The sequence below is a fragment of the uncultured Gimesia sp. genome, assembly GCF_963972345.1.
In the GTDB taxonomy this organism is placed as follows: Bacteria; Planctomycetota; Planctomycetia; order Planctomycetales; family Planctomycetaceae; genus Gimesia.
Window position 1 is genome coordinate 12,722 of record NZ_CAXAVM010000052.1, and the last position, 24,315, is coordinate 37,036.

Consider the following 24,315-nt stretch of genomic DNA (forward strand, 5'->3'; position numbering starts at 1 on the left):
ATTGAAGGAAGACCTCAATGGCCGCAAAATCACGATCAAAAAGAGCAACCCCCGCGCCAAGCACGAATGGCACCAACGATTCGGAAGGGATGCTGAAAAACGCCCTGGGACAAATTGAGCAGGCTTTTGGCAGAGGCGCGATCATGAAACTGACGGGCGCGAATGCCCGGTCTGTTCCCTCGATCGCCAGTGGCGCACTTTCGCTTGACCTGGCACTGGGTGGAGCCGGATTTCCCCGAGGACGTATCATCGAACTGTACGGCCCGGAATCCAGCGGGAAAACAACGCTTGCACTGCATGTGATCGCCAACGCGCAGAAAGAAGGAGGCATTGCCGCATTCATCGACGCCGAACATGCCCTCGATCCGGTCTGGGCTAAAAAGCTGGGCGTTAACATTGCCGAACTGCTCGTCAGTCAGCCAACCTATGGCGAAGAAGGCCTGCAGATTGCTGAAATGTTGATCAAATCGAACTCCGTCGATGTTATTGTCGTCGACTCAGTCGCGGCCCTGGTTCCCAAGGCAGAACTGGATGGCGAAATTGGGGATACGCACGTCGGTCTCCAGGCCCGCATGATGAGCCAGGCTATGCGTAAACTGACGGGGGCTATTTCCAAATCGAAAACGACTGTGATTTTCATCAACCAGATTCGCGAAAAAATCGGTGTCATGTTCGGCAGTCCCGAAACAACACCCGGTGGTCGCGCATTGAAATTCTACAGCTCGGTTCGTGTGGATGTCCGCCGAATCGCGACTCTGAAAGATGGGGACAACGTTACCGGCATTCGCATGAAAGCCAAGATTGTCAAAAACAAAATTGCCCCCCCCTTCCGGGTTGCTGAGTTTGATATGCTCACCACAGGCGGAATTAATTACGAACTGGACCTGCTGGACCTGGCCGTCGAAAATAAAATCGTCAAGAAAAGCGGCAGTTGGTTCAGCTACGGTGAATTACGACTGGGTCAAGGGCGTGACAAGTCTAAGGTGATCCTCGAAGAAAACCCGGATATCTGCGAGGAGATCAAACAGAAAGTTCTGGCAGCACAGGGGGTCGTTCCCACTCCTGAAGAAGAGCCCGAACCGGAAACGGAAGCCGCCGAAGCCTGATCCGACGCCAGGATTCCCGGATGAAAGACACCTGAGTGACAAAACGACCTGAATACCCAACCGGTATTCAAGGTCGTTTTGCATTGGGTTCTCCCTCTAAAAACAGTAAAATGGCTTCAGGACGATCCCTGTGTAAAGCGCCTGTGAGAAGCAAGAGTCGCTTTCCGTTCAAAAGATACTTCCGTTTCAATACAAGGCCCTGCATGCTTGATGTTTTATCAATACGATCTGCCTCTGGTTGCCCGTGGTTAGTGAGAACCTTCCTCGCCGGGATCATCCTGTTGCTCCCGTTCCTGTGCGGGTCGCCACTCAAGGCTCAAACACCGGATGCTTCGACAATCGCGCTGGCGGTACAACAGCAGATCGTTAAAGCCATCGAACAGTCCGAATCGTCTGTCGTGGCAATCTCAAAAATAAAACTCCCCAAACAGAAATTTCAGTCACGCATACCTGCTCCCTTTGGAATCGACCCCAACCAGGGATTCAGCATCTCACAGGATCCTCAGGATCTGAATTTTATTCCTAATGAATTTGGATCAGGGATCCTGATACCAGACCCGACAAAACAGAACCGGATTCTGGTGCTGACGAATTTCCATCTGACTGAAGGCGGGCCGGTCGCCGAACAAAGTACTGCCCCGGACAGCCGACTTTACGTGCACACCGCCAATCGACAGGGGTTTTATGCAGAGATTATTGCCGCTGATCCACGCAGTGACCTGACCGTCCTCACACCGGCGCAGCCATTGTCTCCGGAATACGCGCGCTCCCTGACCCCCATCAGGTATGGCAATAACATACCGGTGAAAAAAGGTCAGTTTGTCATCGCCCTGGGAAACCCCTATGCTATCGCCCGCGATGGTTCACCCAGTGCCAGTTGGGGGATCATCAGTAATTTTCACCGCTATCCGGTACCCATCTTCAAACATTTTTTAAATCAGGAGATTGCCAAGGAAGAAACCCTGCATCACTTTGGTACGTTGCTGCAGGTCGACACCCACCTGGATCTGGGCACCAGTGGAGGGGCCTTACTGGATCTTGAGGGAAAACTGATTGGCGTCACAACAGCCCTGGCAGCACTCGAGGGTTATGAAAAATCGGTGGGCTATGCAATCCCCATCGATGACTCCACGTTACGGATCATCAACGATCTTGCCGCAGGCCTCGAAGCCGAATATGGTTTCCTGGGCATCGAACCTGGAACACTGGATCGGGGTCAGGTACGTAGTAACTTTCCTGGAGCCACGGATCTGGATGCCCCTTTTTACGTGGAAGCAACGCGTGTCAAACAGCATTCTCCTGCACAACTGGCCGGGCTGCAGCCCCGTGATTTGATCCTGTCCGTCAACGGCCAGCAATTATCGCATGATCTCGACCTGATGCGTGAAGTTGGTAAAGCTGGTGCAGGAAATGAGATAAAGCTTCAAATATTGAGAGGAAAAAAACCGCGTGAGTTGACTCTGAACGTGAAACTGGGAAAATGGCCCGTAGCGGATGATGAAGGGATTGTACAAACCCGCTATCGCCATCCTCTCTGGCGCGGACTTAGAGTCGATTATCCCACGGCTCGCAGGAAATATACATTCAGTCCGTTCAGTTATCCACCTGCTGTCGTCGTAACTCATGTTGCTCCAGACAGTCCTGCTCAACAGGCCGGGCTCAAGGAAGGTGCCTTTATCAGCCAGATCAATGGACAGGCGGTACAAACCCCGGGTTCGTTCTACCAGGAAGCACAAAAAGTCAATAATTCACCGGTAACATTACTATATCTGGATGGCCCAAAGCTGATCCTTCCCCCCAGCAAGCAATAAGAAACAATGAAAACAGACGAACTTCGCGAGAGCTATCTTTCCTTCTTTGAAGAAAAAGGTTGTGTCAAACGCCCCTCAGATGTCCTGGTTCCGCGGAATGACAAAACAGTTCTGTTCACGCCAGCGGGGATGAACCAGTTTAAGGATCAGTTTCTGGGAGTGGGAAAACTGGAATTCCCCAGTGCCACCACCTGCCAGATGTGCCTGCGAACCGGCGATATCCAGAACGTGGGTGTCACCGCGTATCACCATACGTTTTTCGAGATGCTGGGTAACTTCTCGTTCGGCGATTATTTCAAGCGCGAAGCCATCCACTGGGCCTGGGAATACCTGACCGATAAGAAATATCTGGGACTCGACCCCAACCTGCTTTCCGTCACCGTCTATCTGGACGACGACGAAGCCTACAATATCTGGCATGATGAAATCAAACTGCCTGCCAACCGGATCAGCCGTGAAAACGAACACGAAAATTTCTGGCCCGCCGGCGCCCCCTCTGATGGACCCGATGGAGTTTGTGGCCCCTGCAGTGAAATCTTCTACCATCCCAATGGCGGGAAAGACAACGTCGAAATCTGGAACCTGGTCTTCACTCAGTTTAACCGGGTGGGAGGTCCTCCCAATAATCTCAAGCCCCTCCCCAAAAAGAACATCGATACCGGCATGGGTCTGGAGCGGACCGCTTCGGTACTCCAGGGTGTCCGCAGCAACTTTGAGATCGATACGCTCAAACAGCTCTGCCTTGCCGCCGGCGATATTGTAGGGACTGGCTACGATTTTGACGCAACATCAGGACGACCGGTTCGTCGTATCTCGGACCACGTACGAGCCATCACTTTCAGTATCCATGAAGGAGTTAACCCAGGTAGAGACAAAGAGAGTTATGTCGTCAGGCAATTACTCCGCCGCGCGCTGTTGGAAGGCTACCTGCTCGGGAAACGTGAACCGTTTCTGCACCAGCTTGTACCGGCTGTTGTTGAAATCATGAAAACGCCCTATCCTGATATCGCCAAAACCGTGGAAAATGTGCAAAGCACGATCAAGGAAGAAGAAGAACAGTTTCTGGGTGTCATTGAAAAAGGACTCTCACGCTTTGAAGGCTTTCTGAAAACCGCAGAACAGGCAGGCAGCTCGGTCATCTCAGGAGAAGACGCTTTTGACCTGCATCAGACCGATGGTTTTCTGATCGAACTGACCGAAGCCCTTGCTGCCAAGAACAACATGTCCGTCAACCGGACCGAGTTCAATAACATGATGCAACAGCACAAAGAAGGCAGCGGCAGCGGTGCCTTCCTGGATTCCGTCATGTCAGAGGGACCGCTGACCGCACTCCACAAAACCATCAGCGAAACGGACTTCAAGGGTTATGAGACCACCACGACCGAATCCAAAGTCATGGGCATCATTGCCGAGGACCGACTTGTCGAATCCATGGTCGAAAAAGGTCATGCTCACCCAGTCGTCGTAGTCCTCGACCAGACCCCCTTCTACGCAGAAGCGGGTGGCCAAGTCGGCGATACCGGCTTCCTTGAAGCAGACGGAATTAAATTCGAAGTCACCAATACCCAGAAAAATGCAGGCCTGTATCTGCATGTCGGACACCTGCTGACAGGCAAGCTGGAACAGGGGCAGACTCTCACAGCAACAGTCACAGAGCCCCGTCGTTCCGGAATTCAGCGTGCCCACTCCGCAACACACCTGCTGCATCATGCACTGCATACCGTTCTGGGAGAAAACGCCATGCAGCGTGGATCCAAGGTGGAAGAAGACACGCTCCGTTTCGATTTTTCCCACAGTAAAGCCGTCACTCCGGAAGAGATCAGCCGAATTGAAGATATTATCAACCAGCGTGTTTCTGAAGGGGCGCCCGTCACGACCGAACTGATGAAACTGCAGAAAGCCCGCGAACGCGGGGCCATGGCACTGTTTGGTGAAAAATATCCCGACTACGTTCGAGTAGTTCAAATGGGCGACTTCAGTACCGAACTCTGCGGAGGCACCCACCTTTCCAATACAGGCCAGGTCGGCTTATGCAAGATCATCAATGAAGAACTGGTCGCCAAAGGGGTACGACGTATTTATGCCTTAACAGGCCCGAAAGCACTGGAAAAAACCAGAGACACTGAGAAACTGCTGCTGGAAATAGCCGCCCAGATGAAGGTACCGCGACCTGACGATTTACCAGTCCGCATCCAGCATCTGCAGGACGAACTTCGTGAAACGAAAAAACAGCTTACGAAATTTTCCAGTAAGTCGCTCGCGGGAACCGCCGATGATCTGCTGGAAGAGGCACCTGTTGTGAACGATGTCAAAATTGTGGCCTATCATGCCAAAGATGCATCACGCGATCAGTTGCGGGAACTGGCTGATCATCTGCGGAAAAAAGGCAAACAGGTTGCGTTGATCCTGGGAACAGTACTCGACGGCAAAGTCGCATTGATGGCAGCCGTCAATTCTGACCTGGTGAAACAGGGGCTCAAAGCCGGAGACTGCGTCAAAGCAGCCGCCAAAGTAGTAGGCGGCGGTGGCGGTGGTCGTCCCGATATGGCAGAAGCTGGCGGAAAAGATCCCGATAAACTCGACGAAGCACTCACGACCGGCGCGGACTACTACCGTAGTCAGTTGGAAGCCTGAGCCTGGCTGAATCCGGTTTTACCCCTTAAAGCAGATTACGCCGATTGAGTTCCGCGACCACGCGTTGCACGATTTGTGAAACATCGTTGTTGCCGAGCTCTTCGGTAATGCCAGTGGCACAACCACCAATGGGCTCATTCGTAAAACCATGTTCGGAGAGCATGCACTGCAGTGTCCGTCTCAGTGTGGTGATATCTGTCTTCTGCTCTGCCGTGATCGGCTGTCGCCCCTGTCCCATCTGAAAACCACGCAATTCCACTGCAGCCCGGAATCCTTCGGGAAACTCAGCGGAATAAATCATCGTATCGAACAGGGTCAATAAATCGTACTGCACGCGGCGGGCTTCATCCAACTGGGCCGACATCGTCAGATCGTATAACTTGCGTGTCAGTTCTGGAACCACTCCCGAACTGGCATTCGTTCCCCCATCTGCCCCACTCAGTAGTAACGGCATCAATGCAGCATCCCAGCCGGTCAGAAAAGAGAACTCAGGACGATTTGGACGGACGGCCTGAATCATACGGATCATGTTGGGAATGTCGCCTGAAGAATCCTTGATTGCCACGATCTTCTCGCACTCTTCAGACAGACGCTGAATGGTAGGCACATCGATGGGGCTGGCGAACATGGGAATGTTATAGAGCGTCACGTCGATCGGAGTGTTATCACCAATTTCCTTGAAATAAGCATAAACCGATGCCGGACTCAATTTGTAATAAAAGGGAGCCACAATCGCGACGGCACGGATTCCCAGACTGTGATAATACTCACAGGCCTTGATGGTCTCGCGCACATTTGCCTCGGCTGCGCCTGCCAGAATGGGAACGCGTCCCCGCGTCTGGTCTGCGATGATCGCGACAATCCGTTTACGTTCTTCAGGCGTAAAGCGGGTGAACTCCCCTGTGGAGCCATTGGGATACAGACCGTGGACCCCTTTTTCAATCAGCCAGTCGATGTAACGACGGAGTTCCGGCTCATTGATTTCGCCGCGGGAGTCATAAGGGACCAGATTAGGAGTGAAAATTCCACTAAGCTTGGATTGGGGATTCATTCGGGGAGCTACCTGTACCTGAAAACGGATACGTTAGAGCGCGTCACATTTAACCTTAGCGTTTCTCAGTCGATTATACTCGGTCCAAATGGACTTGGAGACGCTACTGTAAAACTGGACACAGTCTAACTTACGGATTATAGGTAGAGTATAGCATACAAATCGAAGCGACGACACAGTTTCAGGCCTCTTCACTTGACTCTTCTTTGGACTTTGGGCCGTCTTCGGAAGCTGAATCATTCGTATCGGTTATACCCCCTTGATCAGTTTCGCGATCCTCAAAACGGTTAAAATCCTCAGCCGTCACCCCGGCATCTAATAGTTTTTGAGCCTCCGCTTCTGCTGATTTTCCATAAAACTGCAGGATCAGAAACAATACAATCAGTCCGACCGGCAAAAGAATATAAGGCTGAAATCCGAAACCAACGGGGATATATCCAAACAAAATGGAGACAGCGGCAACCGTCAAAGCATAAGGCATCTGTGTCAGCACATGATCCAGATGATCTGAGCCTGAAGCCGCTGAAGAGAGCACAGTCGTATCCGAAATCGGCGAACAGTGATCTCCAAAAATCGCTCCTGCCAGCACGCCGCCGATCGTCCCCAGCATCAGATGATGATTCGGATCCGCTTCATTCAGGGGAACCAGCAGGCTGTATGTCAATGAAATCGACAAAGGCATCAACAGTCCCATCGTTGACCAGGAACTGCCGGTCGCAAAACTGACGGCTGCCGCTAACAGAAATGTAATCGTCGGCATCCAGTTGGGCGACAAGCTGCCCGAAAGCAGTTCCACCAGCACGCCGGCAGTATTCAGATGATTTTCATCACAGACTGTTGCCACTGACCAGGCAAGGACCAGAATCAGAATGGCCAGGAACATGCTTTTCGCTCCTGCAGACCAGGCCTCAACACATTCATTCAAAGAGAGCGCTTTGGTAAAACTGCAACTGGCGACCGCCGCGATGGAAGCCAGAAAAGACGAAATCAGCAGAACGCGATTCGGTGAAGCGTGCTCCAGGATCTTACTCATCGATTTGTCCAGTAACGGTTTCCCCTGCTGCAGCTTTTCCAGATTCAGCCGATCTATCTCGATCGAGCCCGTCCACCACAGACCAATCAACGACAGTCCTAGTAATGCCGAGAGTGGAATCAAAGCGTTCCGTAACAGTTGACGACGTGCCAGCTCACCATTCTCGGCTCCCAGCTCAGCTTCCACGATATTAAAACGCCCCGGTCGCACGAGCTGGTTATAGGCAATCGCACGTGTTTCCGCTTTGAGCATCGGACCATAATCATTTCCCAGATAAGCCACTAACCAGACAAATGCCAATAGGTGTAAGGGATAGAACCGATAAGGCAGACTGTATAAAAATGTGGTGTAATAATCTTCGCTGATCCCCAGGCTGCTGTAGGTATCGGCAATATATCCGATTTCCACGCCAACCCAGGTCGAAATTATCGCAATCCCGGAGACCGGTGCCGCTGTGGAATCCACCAGGAATGCCAGCTTCTCCCGCGAAACTTTCATTCGGTCCGTAAAGGGACGCATTGAGGTTCCCACCAGCAATGAGTTAGCATAATCATCAAAAAAGATCACCAGCCCCATGAACCAGGTCATCAACTGGCTGTGCTCACGCTTCGTTGCGTAACGTGAAAGTCGATTGACCAGCGCGGCAGTCCCCCCGCCGGCTGACATGACCCCCACCATCGCGCCTAGAAACATCGTAAACAGAATGATCATCATATGGGAATAACTGCTGCTTCCCGGCTCAACGATCTCATGAATCACGAACGTATCCAGAGTATGTACGAACCCCAGAAACAGGTTACCGTGCGATAAGATGACTGCGCCGAGCCAGATGCTGACCAGCAATGCCAGGATAATATTGCGAAACCAGATCGCAAGGATGACAGCGACAATCGGAGGCAGCAGGCTTAACCAGCGTGAGATTCGATATACCGCGGTCGTAGCAGTGCGACGACTGTCAGGGTCAACAACTATCGTATCCGCAGTAATGAAGACCTTCTGATTTTGTGCCAGGTCCGTCTTGAGCTCGAGGACTCCGTTTTCAAACGGGGGTAATGCCGTATCAACGTCTCTGACCCAGAATTCCAGGCCAATAATCTGTTTGGGGTGCCCCGAGAATTCGGTATCGAGAGTTCCATCCAGGTTGAGTGCACGCAGTGTGACCTGACTGACGGGTATGCCTATTACGGCAATATTGGGGGCGTTTATCTCGTAGCGGGCAGGCTCTTTCTGGAGGGGCACATCCGTAATCTGATCCGTCTGTACCAGCAAGCTGGTTAAAATAATCAGCAATGAATGAATCGCCGCCATCGTCCCTCAGGCTGCTAAATCAATAAAGATCGGTCCGGCAGATTGAAATCATCCTCAATCGTGCCTTCCAGTGAACGTCCTGCTGGATATATTGAAACCGATCCCAGCCTGATCTGCAAGCGATGATTTCAGAAAGCAGTGAGTTTCCAGAATCCATTCACCTGCTATTTCTCTGTCGGATGAATGGGCCAGAAAATATGAAACGTCACGCCTCTCCCTGGAATCGTTTCTGCCTCAATTCGGCCCCGATGCAGATCAATAATCCGCCAGCATTTGGAAAGACCAAAGCCCAGTCCGCGCCCCGCCTGTCTGGCAGAAAAAAAAGGATCGAACAGATGCTCCTGTTCCTGCTCCGAGAGGCCCGGACCATCGTCTGAAATTTGTAAATGCAGCATCGAAACCGTTCCCACCGTTTCCTCTTCAGCAGCAATTTCTATCTTTCCGCCCGGCTCCAGTATGTTCAGACAGTTCAGGATCAGATTGCTGATCACGACTTTCAATTGAGTCTCATCCGCCTGGAGACAGACTGCTTTCGAGAGCGTAACCATCAGTTGAACCCCTGAAGTGAGAATCGCTTCACTCAGGCTATATTGAACGTCCTCGATCGCTTTAGAAAGATTGACTGCTGATAGGCAGGGCGCAGGCGGACGACCAAACAGCATGGCATCGCCAATCATATCCCTGATTCGATAGGCTTGTCCACCAATCGTGGCCAGTGACTGCCTGCGTTCCGGATCTGTCTCATGCCTCAGCAGCATCTGCACGCGCCCGACTATTGTTGCGACAGGGTTGTTGATCTCATGTCCGGCACCAGCAGCAAATTCGGCCATCGCTTCCAGTTTGTCGGTACTCGGTAAAATCCGCCGACTTGCAGGGATCCCTGGCTCCACAATGCTCTGGCAGGACTGACAGTCCTGATGTTGAGAGTCACCATCTTGAGAGTGACCGGGAACTCCTGTTCCCAACGCCAGCAGGAAAAGACGACGACTGATCTCTGTTAAGTCAGAAATCAGAGAAAGCGTGTCAACCAGACTGTGTGTCGAGAACAGAAACACACCCGTCAGTGAATTCTGATGACAGGGGATCGGGACAAAATGGACGGGGCTGCTGGAAATCAAGGAAAACAGGCGTGCCTGCTCGGCAACCTGACGAGCCTGCTCGAGGAGGGAACGGCTCTGCTCAATGCGTATCGACGACTGAGTGAAACACTCCGCTCCCGCCTGGGAGTAACAGAATATCCCGGCATTCAGTTCCAGGGAAGTCTGATCGAAATGAATCAGGTAAGCGGCTTCTACAGATGTGGCTTCGCACCAGACTGCTGCCAGTTCTCCCAAAACTGAATCCAACGATTCAACCGGGATCAATGAAAACAGGCGTCGGTAAAAAACATCCGGCAGGCCAAGGCTTACTCCACCGGTTTCGTTCGCCATCTGACGCTCCATACAGCAGTATCCACGACGATCGGAAGCGCAATCCGATCGTCATGTCACTGATATTTCACCTGACACTGAAATCAGCCGGCTGTATTATGAACGGATTCCAGATTCAGAAGCGTACAGACACGATCTGCCAGCTGCTCGACTTCAAATGGCTTCTGCATGAAGTCATTTGCACCGGCCGCTTTCAGATCATCAATCTTGTCTGCTTCCACCATACCACTGATGCAGATAATTTTGACATCGTCCATCGACGAATCGCTGCGAACCCGCTGACAGACTTCCTTACCGTTGATATCAGGCAGCATGACATCCAGAATGATAATGTCAGGATGGTATTCCTTAACCATCATTCCGGCATCAAAGCCATTATTGGCGACGCGAATTTCGAAGCGGGAATCCGCTTCCAGCACGTCACGGATCAATTCTACCAGCTCTTCATCGTCGTCTACGATTAAAGCCTTACGTTTTCCACTTTCCAGGGCATCAGTAGGAATTCCGTTGTCTTTCATAAACTTAAACAAGACATCGCGCGGAATTCTACGAAAGCGAGAGCCGGGCACCCGAAATCCCTTTAATTGGCCTGAATCGAAACAGCGAATAATCGTTTGTTGACTCACTTTGCAAATCTTTGCGGCTTCGCCCGTGGTAAAGACCGTTTTCATATTGCTCATCCATCCTTTGAAGACCCGCTTCTGTGATGCGGGAAAGACCAAGCGCTGTAAGGCTATTACAACATGCAATAACCGAGCCCCTGCGCAGAAGTAGTGATGACCCGATCATCAACACCACTGCTTGAAACTGACATCTCCATAATCAGCCTCTTACCTATTTACCTGAATATAAGGTAAAGCGATAAAAAACCGCATCCTCCAAGGTGCAGTTCTGTGGCCCGTTCACTTGCCAAACGCTACTGATTTTCCAGTCGCTTTAAGTATCCCACATAGATACAAACGCCAAAACTTTCAATACCGCTTGACTTTACCAGTATTATCAATAACTCCGATTGTATCTATTCTGACGATATGGTCAACACGCATTCGCTATCTTGACTGAATTATTGAAATAAACACAGACTGATCCTACACTTACACTCATTGCAAAAGGCTGGAATCGGCTTGGGAGAGCCTTTGCTGGGGCTCGAATGGACATGGAAAATTTGCAAAAACTGCTGGCGCAGCAAAGAGTTAGGAATTCCTGGCTACCTGCGGGGGCCTTCTTTAAGTTGCCAGACGGCTGGAACTGTTTAAATAAAGTACTAAAACCGTCAGGTCAGCCGGAGTAACTCCGCTGATTCTCCCCGCCTGCCCGACACTGCGTGGCTTGACGCGGCTCAGTTTTTCCTTAGCTTCATTTCGCAGATTGGGGACCAGCTGGTAGTCGATATGATCCGGAATGTGCAGAGTTTCCACATTTTTCTGCTTCTCGATCTCGGCAGTCTGGCGCTTGATATAGCCTGCGTATTGAACTTCAATGAGCGTCTGCTGAACCGCCCGTTCAGAGAGCGGGATCGCTTTTAATTCCGGCGCAAATCCGCAGATCTCATCCCAGCCGGTATCCTGTCGTCGCAACCATTCTTCCAGAGTCTGTCCCTGATGCCGGTGCCCCCGAATGAATTCCATGATCTGTGCGATTTCTGCTTCGTACGCCTGGTACTGATTCCAGCGTTCCTGATCCACAGATCCGACGCGATAGCCAATGGGAGTCATCCGCCGATCCGCATTATCCTGCCTGAGCAGTAACCGGAATTCTGCCCGTGATGTAAACATTCGGTAGGGCTCATCAACGCCTTTCGTCACCAGGTCATCAATCAGCACACCCAGGTAAGCTTCGTTTCGATCCAGAATCAGATCTTCTTTTCCGGCAATTTTCAAAGCCGCATTTAAACCTGCCAGCAATCCCTGGCCAGCTGCTTCCTCATAGCCGGTCGTCCCGTTCAACTGTCCTGCAAAATAGAGCCCTGCAACCCGCTTCGTTTCCAGCGTCGGTTTCAACTGAGTGGGAGTTGCAAAATCATATTCGACAGCGTAGCCGTACCGCATGATTTCCGTTTTTTCCAGACCCCGTATGGAATGGATCATTTCATCCTGCACATCACGGGGGAGACTTGTTGAAATCCCATTGCAGTAATACTCGTTCGTATAACGGCCTTCCGGTTCCAGGAAAATCTGATGTGAATTGCGTTCTGAGAATCGCACTACTTTATCTTCGATGGAAGGACAATACCGTGGGCCGGTGGAGTTGATCTGGCCGGAGTACATGGGAGCCCGATGCAGATTCTCATTGATCAGACGATGCACGTGCTCGTTGGTTTCGGTCAGATAACAGGGCATCTGCTGTTGAGTCAGTTTCTCAGTCAGATACGAGAAGGGCTGGGGACGTTCATCCCCGGGTTGTTCTTCCAGCACTGAAAAATCAATCGTGCGGCCATTCAGTCGCGCCGGAGTCCCCGTTTTGAATCGCTGTAATTCAAAGCCCAATTGAGCCAGGCTGTCAGACAGGGTTCCCGTTGTCCCTTCTCCTGCGCGTCCTCCTTTTGTCTTAGCTTCCCCCGTGTGCATGATCGCCTGCAGGAACGTCCCTGTGGTCAGAATCACTGCGCGGGCACGATAGGTCGCATCGCCGTGGACCTGCACTCCGGTGATCTGATCGTTTTCCACGATCAGACTTTTCACGATTTCCTGCCTCAGCGCCAGATTGTCCTGTTGTTCCACCTTCCACTTCATACAGAACTGATAGGCTTTTTTGTCTGCCTGTGCCCGGGGGCTATGCATGGCAGGGCCTTTGGAAAGATTGAGCATGCGGAACTGGATTCCGGTCTCGTCGATGACGCGGCCCATTTCACCACCCAGGGCATCGATTTCGCGAACGATCTGCCCTTTCGCCACTCCGCCAATCGCCGGGTTACAGCTCATCTGACCTACGGTATCGCAGTTCATGGTTAAGAGGGCTGTTTTTGCTCCGAGCCGCGCTGCTGCCAGTGCGGCTTCGCAACCAGCGTGCCCTGCACCAACTACAACAACATCATAATCGTAAGAAACGGACTGACTCATAGTTCTGCTTTGTGTAATAAATGGTTGAAATTCAGACAACTATCTGAAGAGACTGCCACCCGCAGGCGGGTTCAGGTTTAAATGTTCCATGGCGGCCATCGTGACCACACGGCCTCGGGGCGAACGCTGGATAAATCCACAGCGCAATAAGAACGGTTCTACTTCGTCCTCCAGGGTATCCGCCGGGATGTTCAAGGTGTGCCCCAGAGCCTGTACGCCAGCAGGCCCACCGGAAAACGTTTTCACCAGAGCCTCCAGGTACCGCCGATCCTGGCGTTCCAGACCCAGCTGATCAATCTCCAGCATTTCAAAGGCGCGTTTGACTACGTCGTTGGGAATATTACCGTCGGCTTTGCTGGTCGCAAAGTCGCGCGCCCAGCGCAATAGATTATTGGCTTTCCGAGGCGTGCCCCGACTGCGGCGGGCGATTTCATAGGCAGCGTCATCGGTAATGGGTGTTCTCAACTTGCGGGCGTTTCTGCGGACGATTTCCACCAGTTCCAGATCTTCATAAAAATCCAGATGTTCGCGGCGGACAAAACGATCCCGCAATGGAGCCGTCAGCATCCCGCTGCGGGTTGTCGCACCAATCACGGTAAACTTCTGCAGCTTCATATTGACAGTCCGCGCGTTGAGACCTTCACCCAAAGTGATATCCACCCGGAAATCTTCCATTGCGGGATAGATAAATTCCTCGACGGCCGCCGGCATCCGGTGAATCTCATCAATAAACAGAAAGGAACCGTGGCTGGCATTCGTCAGATAGGGCAGTAAATCTTTGGGGGCGCTCAATGAGGGGCCCGAGGTAATCTGCAGTTCCGTTCCCAGCTCGCGAGGCAGCACTGACGCCAAAGTGGTTTTCCCCAACCCGGGAGGACCATCCAGCAGCAAGTGCCCCAGAGGTTCATTCCGCTTGCGGGTCGCATCCAGAAAGACTTCCAGCCGCTCCACGACAGCCCGCTGCCCCACGACTTCACTCAGACGCTGAGGTCGCAACGCATCATCATACTCGGCGTCGTCGGCCAGAAAACTGGAATCCCAGCCGCCTCCATTGCCCGTAGAGTCTTCTTCCGGTTCATCATCGCCTTTAATGACAGGCTCTCGTACCATGCTTACTTCCACACACTGAAATGCATCTCGCCCTGCTGCGTTTCATCCCAACGAAAAGAATTGGCTTGAATCGCCCGGAAGATGCCACCATTAACCTGAATCCCGGTTAATGTACACTACACGAAGCACCACCGCCTCGCTTGACGGCTCGTATCATAGCAAATCAGAGTCCCTGCCGTAAAACCCCCGGAGCAGCTCCCCGCTCTGAAACCGGATTTAATATGACGTAAGCAGGTCGGGAAGAGTCTGCACGGACTGGATTCACATTTCCAACAGCTCATTCAGTCGATTCGGGTCATACACCGATAAGCAACAGCCTTCACCAGAAGCTGAAAAGTGTACACAAAAACAAATCCGATAACGACAAATATCCCACCCACAAGTATTACAGGTAAGGGAGAAACATTCAGAACCTCAACCAGCATAAAGCCGCCGACAACAATTCCCGTTCCCAGCAAAACAGGGATTCCGATAATTGCCAGAAAGACAAGCATCATGCTCAGCAGGTTCTTTTTCGTGAGGTCTAATGAACTGGTAAAGGCTTCGATACCAGGTAGATCCCGATCGATCAGCAGATAGGGATAAGGCCAGAACAGTAAACTCAGAAATAAGCCGATCATAAAGAAGATCATATTGCCAAACCCGACCACCAGTTGAAATACGAAACCGCACAGAATCAGTCTCAGCACAAAGCGGCCTCCGGTAAAGAGATCATTCAACTCAGTTTCTTCCCCAAAGGCAATTTTGAGCAAAACAATCTGAGTGCCTGCTTCAAGATAATTAAGTATCATCACAAGAGCGATGAAGAAGATCAGAAAACCTCCCCCTCCCATCAGAACAGCAAGCGGACCATTATTGAGAAAGAGATCTCTCGTCGCATATACAATCGCAAATCCTGCAAAAAAGATTGCCGCCACAGCCAGCCCGCCCAGCAGACTAGCCAGAAATGGCACAGCCACACAAAGTCCCAGATGCTCGGTATATAATTGCCATGAGCGAGAAAAGACCTCGGCAACCTTAATCTGATTTGGTTCCCATTTCTGGTTGGCCGACTTTTGAATCACCTCCCCACAGTAGTCGCACATCAGTGCATCATGCGGATTGGCAGCACCACACATGGGACATTGAACGTCTGCGGGAGAATCAGAACCGGCCAGAAAGCTTTCACTTTCCGGAACAGTTATCTCGGCATCAAACTGCTCGAAACCATCGTCTATCAGATCCGGTTCCTGTGTGGCTGGCACCGTGATCGGTTCTCCACACTGGGGACATTTCGCACGACGACCTGCCTTGTCATCGGAAGTTTTCAGGACTTTTTCGCATCCGGGACAGCTGAACTCAATCGTCAAAACATCAGGCCTTTTTGCAATTCATCAAAGAATACGATGCACATGATTTTAACCGCTATCATGCACAGAATTCATGACAATTGAAAGTCTGAATATACAATTGAACAAAAAAGAGCCTGCGTGACAGGACTGATTTCCGCATCAGCTGACGAGCCGGGAAAATCAGGACCTGGGATCAGATCGGATTCAGCCCCGATCTTCTGAGAAGCCATTTACTGGTAAGTCATTTCAGCATAGCTCACAGTACCCAGAACCATGGAAAACGGGATAAGCAACACATAAAAGAATGCCATGAATCCCAATAATACCAAAAATCCCAGCGCTGAGGCCTGCCCCCCGGCCTGTTCCAGGGAGGCCAGCATTGCCGCCATCAAACCATAGGGAACCATCGAAACTCCCGTCATGATCAGATAGATCAGGAACATGCTGAGCTTATTCCCGTTTGTGATTTTTCTGGACTCCGTAAAAGCGTCAATGCCCGGTAAATCCCGGTCGATCAGCAGATAGGCATAAGGCCAGAACATGAAAGCAATAATCAAACCCGGGATGATTAAAGCCACAAGTCCAACGGTATAGGCCAGAATAAAAACAATACTGCACAGGATCATTCTGCCTAAAAAAGGACCGCCACTGAAGATCTCTCCCATCCCGGGATACTCATTTCGCACCACCTTCAATAAGTATCGAAGGACTCCCAGCATCAGGTAAAACACCACACTGTAGATAAGCAGGATTGCAATGATGTATAAGAGAACCACGCCTGCAATTATCAGCCCCTGGTCAGCCTGCCCGATGATTAATGCTCCTGCAAAACCAATGGCTCCCAATACCATAAAAACTGCAATAGCGCCTACAACATAGAGCAAATACGCGATGATATGGATTCCAATAATGGACCCCAGGTTCGCTTTATAGACTTCCCAGGTGCGGGAATAAACCTCTCCCACCTTAATCTTGCGGGGCACCCATTCCCCCTTCTGCAGAGTTTCTCCACAGTGCTGACACCGTTTAGAATTGGCGGGGATGGATTCTCCACACATGGGACAATCCATTTGTGCGGCAGCCAGAAAGCTGTCTTCTTCCCGTACAGGGCGTTCCGCCAGGAAGCTGTGTTCTTCCGGAACAGGAGTTTTTAGATCAAGTTGATCAATGCCCTCAAAACCATCATCCACGGGAGCAGAGGGATCAGAGGTATCAGCTGGGGGAACAAGAATCGGTTCGCCGCACTGCGGGCATTTGGCTCGGCGTCCGGCTTTGTCGTCAGAGGTTTTCAGGACTTTATTACAATGCGAGCAACTGAATTCAATCGTCAAAGTGGTGTCCCCTGTCCTGACTGGCTGATATTGACTCGACTATTTACTCGGCGATAACCTCTGCCATAATTTCATCTGGAATATTAAAATTCGCGGTTACGCTTTGCACGTCATCGTGATCTTCCAGCGCTTCCATGAGTTTCAATACTTTTTTACCATCTTCTACTCCCAGATCAACGGTAGTATCCGGAATACGCGAGAGTTCTGACAGATTGGTGGGAATGTTGCGTTTTTCAAATTCTTCTGAAACCTGCTGAAATGCATCAATACTGCAGGTGACTTCAAAGACATCCCCGTTCGCGGAGACATCGTCAGCGCCGACTTCCAGGGCAACTTCGAATAACTCATCTTCCTCAATCGCATCAGCGGGAATCAGGAACAGGCCTTTGCGTTCGAACATCCAGGCAACACAACCGGTGCTTCCCAGGTTTCCGCCATGGACTTCAAAGATCTTGCGCACTTCACCGGCGGTACGATTACGGTTTTCGGTCAGGATATCACAGAGCACAGCAACACCAGCAGAACCATAACCTTCGTAGACCAGTTCTTCAAAATTTTCGCCGGATAATTCACCGCAGCCTTTTTTGACGGCACGGTCGATATTCTCTTTGGGCATACTGGCTTTACGGGCTTTGTCGATGGCGTATCGCAAAGCCAGGTTCATGACCGGATCTCCCCCGCCATGCTGTGCCGCCACGATAATCGCACGACTCAGCTTACCAAAGAGTTTACCCCGTTTCTTATCGACCACCCCTTTCTTGGCGGCGATATTTGCCCAATGAGAATGACCTGCCATTTGTAATTTTACTCAGCTTTTAATATGTGTGGAATCACTGCGAACGAAGGACGCAGAAAAGTAGAAAACCGGGCCTTATATTACTAAAATCGTGCAGGGAAAGAAATCGATTACTGGTTCAGTTTTTTCTGAAGCTGATCAATCAATTTCTGGTCTACAGGAGAGGACTGCTGCGCTTCTTCGAGCGCTTTCTTCCAGAGCTCATTTGCCTCTTTGGTTTTATTGAGTTTGTGATAGCAGTCTGCCAGATGGTCCAGAATTGTGCTGTCTCCGCCGCCGGGAAGCTTGCTGGCTTTCTCAAGATATCCAGCCGCTTCCTGATAACGTTCCAGTTTGAATAAAACCCAGCCCATACTGTCAAGATATGCCATATTGTCCGGCTCAGACTTCAGCGCGATCCGAATCATCTTTTCGGCTTTTTCCAGGTTTTTATCCTGGTCGGCGTAGAGATATCCCAGGTCATTATTGATAGAGGGATTTTCAGGATCATCCGCCAGCATCTCTTCCAGAACGGCTTCCCCTTTACCAATATCCCCTTGTTGAACGTAGGTATTGGAGAGCATCATCTTCACCTGGTAGATACGCTCTTTCTGCTCCGGATATTTCTTGATGAAATCCTGCATCTGAACAATGGCTTTATCCCAGTCACGGCTGTGATAGTATATCCAGGCATGCTGATAATCCAGCAGAGGGAACTTGGGAGCGGCCTGTCGCGCTTCTTCATTGACTTTGATGGCCGCTTCTGTCTCGCCATTTCGTTCGCGGGCATCCGCCAGAAAGTACAGCAGGTTAATCCGCTGAGGCGCCAGCAACGGGTTTTCAACTGCTTGCTGCAACAGGACTGCCAGTTCTGCATACTTGTCTTCTTCGCGTAACAGCTGACTATATTCCTGCAAAATCAACAGCGTCCAGTTGCCGCGAACCTGTGGTTTTTCATGCTTGGAAGCGGAATCCATGGCAAACTGATAAAACTCAGCTGCCGCCTGCTTCCGATCAGCCTCAGAAGCGAGCTTGGCAATCATGAATGCGGAAAACACATCCAGGCCGGGCGGATCTTTTTTCTTCAGCTTCTCCGCTTCCGCAATCAGTCCCTTTACCAGTTCCGGATCCTGGGACATCTTTTCCAGATTGGACTGGATTCGTTGAACACCATCCCCCGTCTGCACAATCTTAGAAAGCGTCTCGATCAGTTGCGTATATTTCTGATTTTTCTGATACAGGGACAACAGTCCTGCCAGACCTTCCGTATCAGAAGATTCTCCGATTGATGCGAGATAAGTCTTCTCTGCTTCATCAAAGCGATCGTTTTCTCCATATTGTTCTGCCAGATAATAATGCAGAGTCCGGTTGAAGCGATCCTGTTCCGCGAGCTTTTCCAGTTGGGGAATCACATCATCTTTACGATCCAGTGCCGTTAAGATTTCCGCTAAAAATTCGTAAGCCCTGCGACCTTTGGACTGCAGTTGCTCATCGAAATAGGACTGCAGTGAATCCAATGCCTGCTGATATTGCTTGGACTGAAAATAAACCTGCGCCAGATGATACTTCAGAATGCCGGGACGTCCCTTCTGCGATTCTGCTGCTTTATTAAAAGCTTCTACCGCCAGTTTAAGACGATCTGTTTCCAGAAAGGACTGGCCAATCCGTTCATACAGCTTGCCCTGCTTGGCTTCGAGCTGTGAACGTGTATTGTACTCGAATGTGAATTCTTCCGGTTTGCTGAGGGCACGAAATACGACTTCCCAGCACTGGGCGGCTTCTTCTTTTTTCCCCAGTCGTTCATACAGGTTTGCCTGATCATGCTGAATAATGACATAGACTCCCGACTTCTTATCAATGGAAGGGGAATCCGACGCCTTTTTCAGGAAAGTGACTGCCTCTTCAAAGCGTCCCTGTCCTGCCATATGCAGCCCCAGCTTTCGCATCAGCTCATAATCTTCAGGATCGAGTTCCACCGCCTTCTGGGCATATTCAATCGCTTCTTCAGTTTTATCCAGCCCCGAAGCCAGTCTGATCAGAACCCGGTAAATTTCAATCGAATTGGGATTATATTCCATTGCCTTTTTATAGGCATCGTAGGCACCGATGAAATCGTTACGCGCCTCACGCATCCGCCCGGTCATATACCAGGCAGCGGAATCAATTTCTTTCTGATCCATGGGAGTGCGTGGTGCAGCAGGCACAAAAGGGAGCACCACATCATCGGCAACCCCTTCTTCCAGGGTGAAGACTTTAGGCGCTTTCTGCTTCTGCGTATCTTTCTCAGCCCCTTTCTTCCCCGGCATTTTCGCAGACAGGTTTTCCTGGCCGGTGGTCACGAGGCATATCGCCAGCAACAGTAACAGACAGGTCCTCAGAATTGGCGTCCGGGGAAATCGACTCATCTTTCAACTCCATTATCAGAAATAGAGAATCTCTATACTTAATCAGTAGCCGGCAACTGCAGGCGCGCAACGATCTGCCGGGCCTGTTCATTGTAACGCGTCTTCACCACCTTCTCCAAGCCTGGTTTGACCGGAATCCGCTATTTTCACTGGGGGGAGGCAGAAGTACTGGCAGGAAATCAAGAGAGGAAACAGCCGTTTCAGGCGAAGCCGTCAGTCAGAAACACCTGGTTTATGAAACTGACCGCTTATTTTTTGGAAGAAGAGGATTTCTTTTTCGGAACTTTTTTCGTCGTTGCAGGGCGTTTTGCTGCAGGGGTTTTCTTCGCCGTTTTTTTGACCGATTTATCAGCGGCTTTCGTTTTTGCGGGAACCTTCTTTTTGACTTTGGTTGCCGTCTTTTTTGTTTTTGAAGACGCTTTGGCTTTCTTCTTTTTCACCACTTTTTTCTTTTGCTTTGAAAGCGGTTTGGCAAACATGTCTTCCATGCGGCTGGGGGCATCCATGAGGTCGACGCCATCCTCGGGCAGTGGATTTTTTGCCAGATCGAAGTCAGCCGCCAGTTCCTCGTCGGTCGCCAGGCATCGTAACAGGTGACTGAATAACGGCGCGTCTGTTTTCCTCACCGACGATTTCAGACTCTCGCTGGCAGTCTCTATTGATTCGTCTTCGGGCAGCAGTCCCAGCCACTTGCTTGCATTCAGAATCTTTTCATCAGCGGGTACCAGGTGGCTTCCCAGGACAACCTGTAAAGTATGATTCAAGACAAACGGTGTCAGGGTTTTCATACGGGACAGCTGCTTCTGCGCCTGCTCCAGTGTCTTCTTTCGCAGCATCTCCAGGTCGAAACAGAACTCTTTATCAAAGGTGTACTGCAGCACTGTCCGGATGCGGTAAGCACGCCATTCGGCATCTCCCACATTTACAAACACGGATTCCAGTTCGGAAATCGTACTGACACGAATCTCGTTCAGATCATGAAAGCCATCCAGCAGGGCATCGAATACTTCGTCCGCTTTTTCGTTTGTTGTATTTTCCAGACAGATTGCATGCAGAATGGTCTCCAGTACGGGACGATCATACTTTGGTAAAGTTGCTGAGTAGCGTTTCTTAAGCGACGCAATCAGCTTTTTGCAAACAGCCTGTTTATCCGATGTGGAAATTTTTTTAGCAACCATATCTGTCTGTACAATATTTGAGATGTATCAATTGGAGTGTAAGAAAACAGTTCATTTCATGAATGGAAGCACTGCCTGCTATTCATGAAGAGTCTCTTCGTCAGTGCCCCGCTGTTCTTCCGAAGAAGAATTTTCCGCTAACTCTTCCGCTTCTCTCTCGACCTGTAACTCATCCAGAATACGAATCGTATCCAGCGCATCTTTCACGGCAGTGTCCTGCACAAATTTGATCACGGGAGTGTATCGGGTTTGAATCCGATCTGCGATTTTGGACTGGATAAATCCCTTCGCAGATTCCAGGCCGTGCATACAGAGTGCTTTTGCCTTCTCATCTCCCATGATCGAAATATAAATCTTGGCTGACTGCACATCAGGTGCAACTTCAACATGCAGGACTGTCACATTCTTGATCCGGGGATCGCGCAAATGCAGCAGAATCGTTGTACTTACTGTTTCTAATATCGCCTGTGCGATTTTTGCTAATCGACGTGATGTCATTCAGTTTCCACCAGCATTCCTGTTTGAATTGAACCAGCTTATGAACTGGATTCGAGTGTTCGTTTCACTTCATTAATCCGGAATGCCTCCAGCAGGTCTCCTTCTTTAATATCATTGAATCCGGCAAGCAGGATACCGCACTCCATCCCTTCACGAACTTCCTTGACATCGTCTTTTTCACGTTTTAATGAAGCAATCCCATACTGATTCAGAATCTTCTGATCCCGAATCAGATGTACGCGGTCATTTCGATTAATCGTGCCATTCAGCACGCGACAACCGGCGATTTTACCATAGCGGCTGATCGAGAACGTCTGCAGGACCAGAGCACGCCCGGTCTGTTCCTGAACCAGTTCAGGACGAAGCATGCCTTCGAGTGAAGCCCGTATGTCATCAACGACTTCATAAATGATACTGTAACGACGAATTTCCACATCTTCCTGTGTCGCCAGGTTCAGGGCACGATCTTCTGCCACGACATGGAAGGCAACAATGATTGCATTCGAGGCACTCGCCAGATAAACGTCACTCTCGTTGACGCCGCCGATCCCGTCATGCAGAATTTTGACCCGAACTTCGGGATGTTCAAATTTATTGATTTCACTGCGAAGCGCTTCGAGTGAACCTGGTGTATCCGCTTTGAGGATCAACGGCAGATCCTGAATTGCCCCTTCCACTGCTGACCCCAGAATATCTTCCAGAGTCCGGGGACCACCACTATGCCGGGCCAGCGTATCGGCTCGCCCTTCATGCCGTCGTTCTTCTGCCAGCTCGCGGGCCTGATCAATGGTTTCCACAACCACAAAGTGATCGCCGGCTCCCGGTACGGAATCCAGACCAGTCACCTTGACCGGCGTGGAAGGCGGTGCTTCTTCAATCTGCTGATCCAGATCATCATACATGGCGCGAATATAGCCGTACGACTTACCACAGATCACGGCATCACCAATGCGGAGCGTCCCTTTCTGCACAATCAGCCAGGCGACCGAACCACGACCTTCATCGCGGAAACCTTCCAGACAGGCTCCCACGGCAGGCCGATTGGGATTGGCCTTGAGTTCATGCAACTCGGCGGTCAGCAGCAGTGTCTCCAGCAGGTTATCCAGCCCCATTTCCTTTAAAGCGGAGACGCGGACCACATCGGTTTCCCCACCCCATTCTGAAGGAAGTACATTTTGTGTGGTCAGTTCCTGCAGGACTTTCTGCTCATTGATATCTGGCAGATCGATCTTGTTCATTGCCACGACCATCGGAACCCCGGATGCTTTCACATGGCTGATACTTTCAGCCGTCTGAGGCATGACCCCGTCATCGGCGGCAACCACCAGTACAACCATATCAGTCACATTCGCTCCCCGCGATCGCATCTCGCTGAATGCGGCGTGACCGGGTGTGTCGACAAAGGTCAGTTTATGGCCGTTATATTCGATCTGATAAGCGGCGATATGCTGGGTAATTCCCCCCGCTTCTCCTTCAACCACTTTGATTTTCGATTTTCTCAGTGTATCAACCAGGGTTGTTTTACCATGGTCAACGTGTCCCAGAACCGTGATAATCGGCGGACGGGTCACCAGATCTTCGGGAGCATCTTCCTGTTCAATAATTTCGGTGACAGATTCCAATGCGCCTCTTTGCCGTTTAAAGGTTAAATCGACCCCCAGTTCCATCGCGACCGCCAGGGCTACATCTTCTTCGATGATCTGGTTAATCGTAACCATCTCACCAAACTCTTTGAACATGATGGACATGATGGCTTTCGCAGGACGTCCCATTGCTTCGGACAGACTCCGCACTGTCATGGGGACTTCTACTTCGACGTCGGTCTTGTGGACGATATTCCCGGAATCATGCTTCCGCCTGGAACGTCGAGGACGACGACCAACGACATCCTGCTGCTCCGAACCCTCTCCCGAGAACCCCCGGCGGCCTTCCTTACGTTGCTCGCGGCGCTGTTTGCGTGCCTCGACCAGGCTCAGGCTGCCACGACGGTTTTTCCCATCATCATCCTGAGGATCGCGGTCCTTGTCCTTTTTCTTCTGTTCGGTATGCTGAGCCAGATGAGCAGCCAGTGGGCTTTTCTGCTCCAGAATATCTGCCGTCAAACGAACTTCCGGCTTTTGAGCCTTCTCTTCTTTTTTCTTGGGTTTGGGGACCACCGGCTGCTTATACGCAGGAGGCGCTGCCACGTTTGGTAAAGCAGACTTCGGCTTCGGCTTCGGCTGGCAATTCTGTCAGCGCAATCTCGCCAGGAGCTG

At 50.8% G+C, this 24,315-nt stretch carries 16 protein-coding genes; 3 read left to right on the forward strand and 13 right to left on the reverse strand.

Features of this window, described 5'->3' with window-relative positions:
• The first annotated feature begins 17 nt into the window (after positions 1-17).
• From recA to alaS, 3 genes are all read left to right on the forward strand, one after another.
• Complete coding sequence (recA, locus tag AACZ40_RS11145; protein WP_291180060.1) at positions 18-1,106, forward strand: recombinase RecA; 1,089 nt, start codon at positions 18-20, stop codon at positions 1,104-1,106.
• 251 nt (positions 1,107-1,357) lie between these two features.
• A complete protein-coding gene (locus AACZ40_RS11150; RefSeq protein WP_291180057.1) occupies positions 1,358-2,917 on the forward strand; it encodes a PDZ domain-containing protein in 1,560 nt (519 codons plus the stop codon).
• 6 nt (positions 2,918-2,923) lie between these two features.
• Positions 2,924-5,551, forward strand: coding sequence for an alanine--tRNA ligase (gene alaS, locus AACZ40_RS11155; RefSeq protein WP_291180054.1), 2,628 nt, complete (start codon positions 2,924-2,926; stop codon positions 5,549-5,551).
• A 25-nt stretch (positions 5,552-5,576) separates the two neighbouring features.
• On the opposite strand, the gene AACZ40_RS11160 is transcribed toward alaS, so the two are convergent.
• From AACZ40_RS11160 to infB, 13 genes are all read right to left on the reverse strand, one after another.
• Positions 5,577-6,602 carry a dihydrodipicolinate synthase family protein gene (locus AACZ40_RS11160; protein WP_291180051.1) on the reverse strand — a complete coding sequence of 342 codons (1,026 nt, stop codon included), beginning with the start codon at positions 6,600-6,602 and terminating at the stop codon, positions 5,577-5,579.
• Between the two features lie 181 nt (positions 6,603-6,783).
• The gene (locus tag AACZ40_RS11165; protein ID WP_291180048.1) at positions 6,784-8,943 is read right to left on the reverse strand and encodes a Na+/H+ antiporter NhaC family protein; all 2,160 of its coding nucleotides are present in this window, start codon (positions 8,941-8,943) and stop codon (positions 6,784-6,786) included.
• Positions 8,944-9,107: 164 nt separating this feature from the next.
• Positions 9,108-10,373, reverse strand: coding sequence for an ATP-binding protein (locus AACZ40_RS11170; RefSeq protein WP_291180045.1), 1,266 nt, complete (start codon positions 10,371-10,373; stop codon positions 9,108-9,110).
• An 83-nt stretch (positions 10,374-10,456) separates the two neighbouring features.
• Positions 10,457-11,044 (reverse strand): response regulator, encoded by a 588-nt coding sequence (locus AACZ40_RS11175; RefSeq protein ID WP_339674448.1) that lies wholly within the window; start codon positions 11,042-11,044, stop codon positions 10,457-10,459.
• A 555-nt stretch (positions 11,045-11,599) separates the two neighbouring features.
• On the reverse strand, positions 11,600-13,432 hold the full coding sequence (gene mnmG / locus AACZ40_RS11180; protein WP_291180038.1) for a tRNA uridine-5-carboxymethylaminomethyl(34) synthesis enzyme MnmG: 1,833 nt from the start codon (positions 13,430-13,432) through the stop codon (positions 11,600-11,602).
• Positions 13,433-13,471: 39 nt separating this feature from the next.
• Complete coding sequence (gene ruvB / locus AACZ40_RS11185) at positions 13,472-14,542, reverse strand: Holliday junction branch migration DNA helicase RuvB (RefSeq protein ID WP_339674449.1); 1,071 nt, start codon at positions 14,540-14,542, stop codon at positions 13,472-13,474.
• A gap of 281 nt (positions 14,543-14,823) precedes the next feature.
• Entirely contained in the window at positions 14,824-15,786 is a 963-nt protein-coding gene (locus tag AACZ40_RS11190; protein ID WP_339674451.1) for a zinc ribbon domain-containing protein, read from the reverse strand.
• A 317-nt stretch (positions 15,787-16,103) separates the two neighbouring features.
• Positions 16,104-17,204: a DUF975 family protein gene (locus tag AACZ40_RS11195; protein ID WP_291180030.1), complete on the reverse strand. Its 1,101-nt coding sequence runs from the start codon at positions 17,202-17,204 to the stop codon at positions 16,104-16,106.
• Between the two features lie 43 nt (positions 17,205-17,247).
• Complete coding sequence (locus AACZ40_RS11200; protein WP_291180027.1) at positions 17,248-18,000, reverse strand: YebC/PmpR family DNA-binding transcriptional regulator; 753 nt, start codon at positions 17,998-18,000, stop codon at positions 17,248-17,250.
• Positions 18,001-18,110: 110 nt separating this feature from the next.
• Complete coding sequence (locus tag AACZ40_RS11205) at positions 18,111-20,384, reverse strand: tetratricopeptide repeat protein (protein WP_291180024.1); 2,274 nt, start codon at positions 20,382-20,384, stop codon at positions 18,111-18,113.
• A gap of 248 nt (positions 20,385-20,632) precedes the next feature.
• Positions 20,633-21,562: a hypothetical protein gene (locus AACZ40_RS11210; protein ID WP_291180021.1), complete on the reverse strand. Its 930-nt coding sequence runs from the start codon at positions 21,560-21,562 to the stop codon at positions 20,633-20,635.
• 78 nt (positions 21,563-21,640) lie between these two features.
• Positions 21,641-22,060, reverse strand: a complete 420-nt coding sequence (gene rbfA / locus AACZ40_RS11215) for a 30S ribosome-binding factor RbfA (protein ID WP_291180018.1) — start codon at positions 22,058-22,060, stop codon at positions 21,641-21,643.
• A 38-nt stretch (positions 22,061-22,098) separates the two neighbouring features.
• A complete protein-coding gene (gene infB / locus AACZ40_RS11220) occupies positions 22,099-24,246 on the reverse strand; it encodes a translation initiation factor IF-2 (RefSeq protein WP_339674453.1) in 2,148 nt (715 codons plus the stop codon).
• Between the last annotated feature and the right edge of the window lie 69 nt (positions 24,247-24,315).

Excerpts from the sequence above, each read along its gene's own strand:
- AACZ40_RS11210 (WP_291180021.1), bottom strand. The coding sequence starts at position 21,562 with ATGGTTGCTAAAAAAATTTCCACATCGGATAAACAGGCTGTTTGCAAA.
- AACZ40_RS11160 (WP_291180051.1), bottom strand. The coding sequence starts at position 6,602 with ATGAATCCCCAATCCAAGCTTAGTGGAATTTTCACTCCTAATCTGGTC.
- AACZ40_RS11170 (WP_291180045.1), bottom strand. The coding sequence starts at position 10,373 with ATGGCGAACGAAACCGGTGGAGTAAGCCTTGGCCTGCCGGATGTTTTT.
- AACZ40_RS11200 (WP_291180027.1), bottom strand. The coding sequence starts at position 18,000 with ATGGCAGGTCATTCTCATTGGGCAAATATCGCCGCCAAGAAAGGGGTG.
- AACZ40_RS11165 (WP_291180048.1), bottom strand. The coding sequence starts at position 8,943 with ATGGCGGCGATTCATTCATTGCTGATTATTTTAACCAGCTTGCTGGTA.
- recA (WP_291180060.1), top strand. The coding sequence starts at position 18 with ATGGCCGCAAAATCACGATCAAAAAGAGCAACCCCCGCGCCAAGCACG.
- AACZ40_RS11205 (WP_291180024.1), bottom strand. The coding sequence starts at position 20,384 with ATGAGTCGATTTCCCCGGACGCCAATTCTGAGGACCTGTCTGTTACTG.
- mnmG (WP_291180038.1), bottom strand. The coding sequence starts at position 13,432 with ATGAGTCAGTCCGTTTCTTACGATTATGATGTTGTTGTAGTTGGTGCA.
- alaS (WP_291180054.1), top strand. The coding sequence starts at position 2,924 with ATGAAAACAGACGAACTTCGCGAGAGCTATCTTTCCTTCTTTGAAGAA.
- ruvB (WP_339674449.1), bottom strand. The coding sequence starts at position 14,542 with ATGGTACGAGAGCCTGTCATTAAAGGCGATGATGAACCGGAAGAAGAC.
- rbfA (WP_291180018.1), bottom strand. The coding sequence starts at position 22,060 with ATGACATCACGTCGATTAGCAAAAATCGCACAGGCGATATTAGAAACA.
- AACZ40_RS11175 (WP_339674448.1), bottom strand. The coding sequence starts at position 11,044 with ATGAAAACGGTCTTTACCACGGGCGAAGCCGCAAAGATTTGCAAAGTG.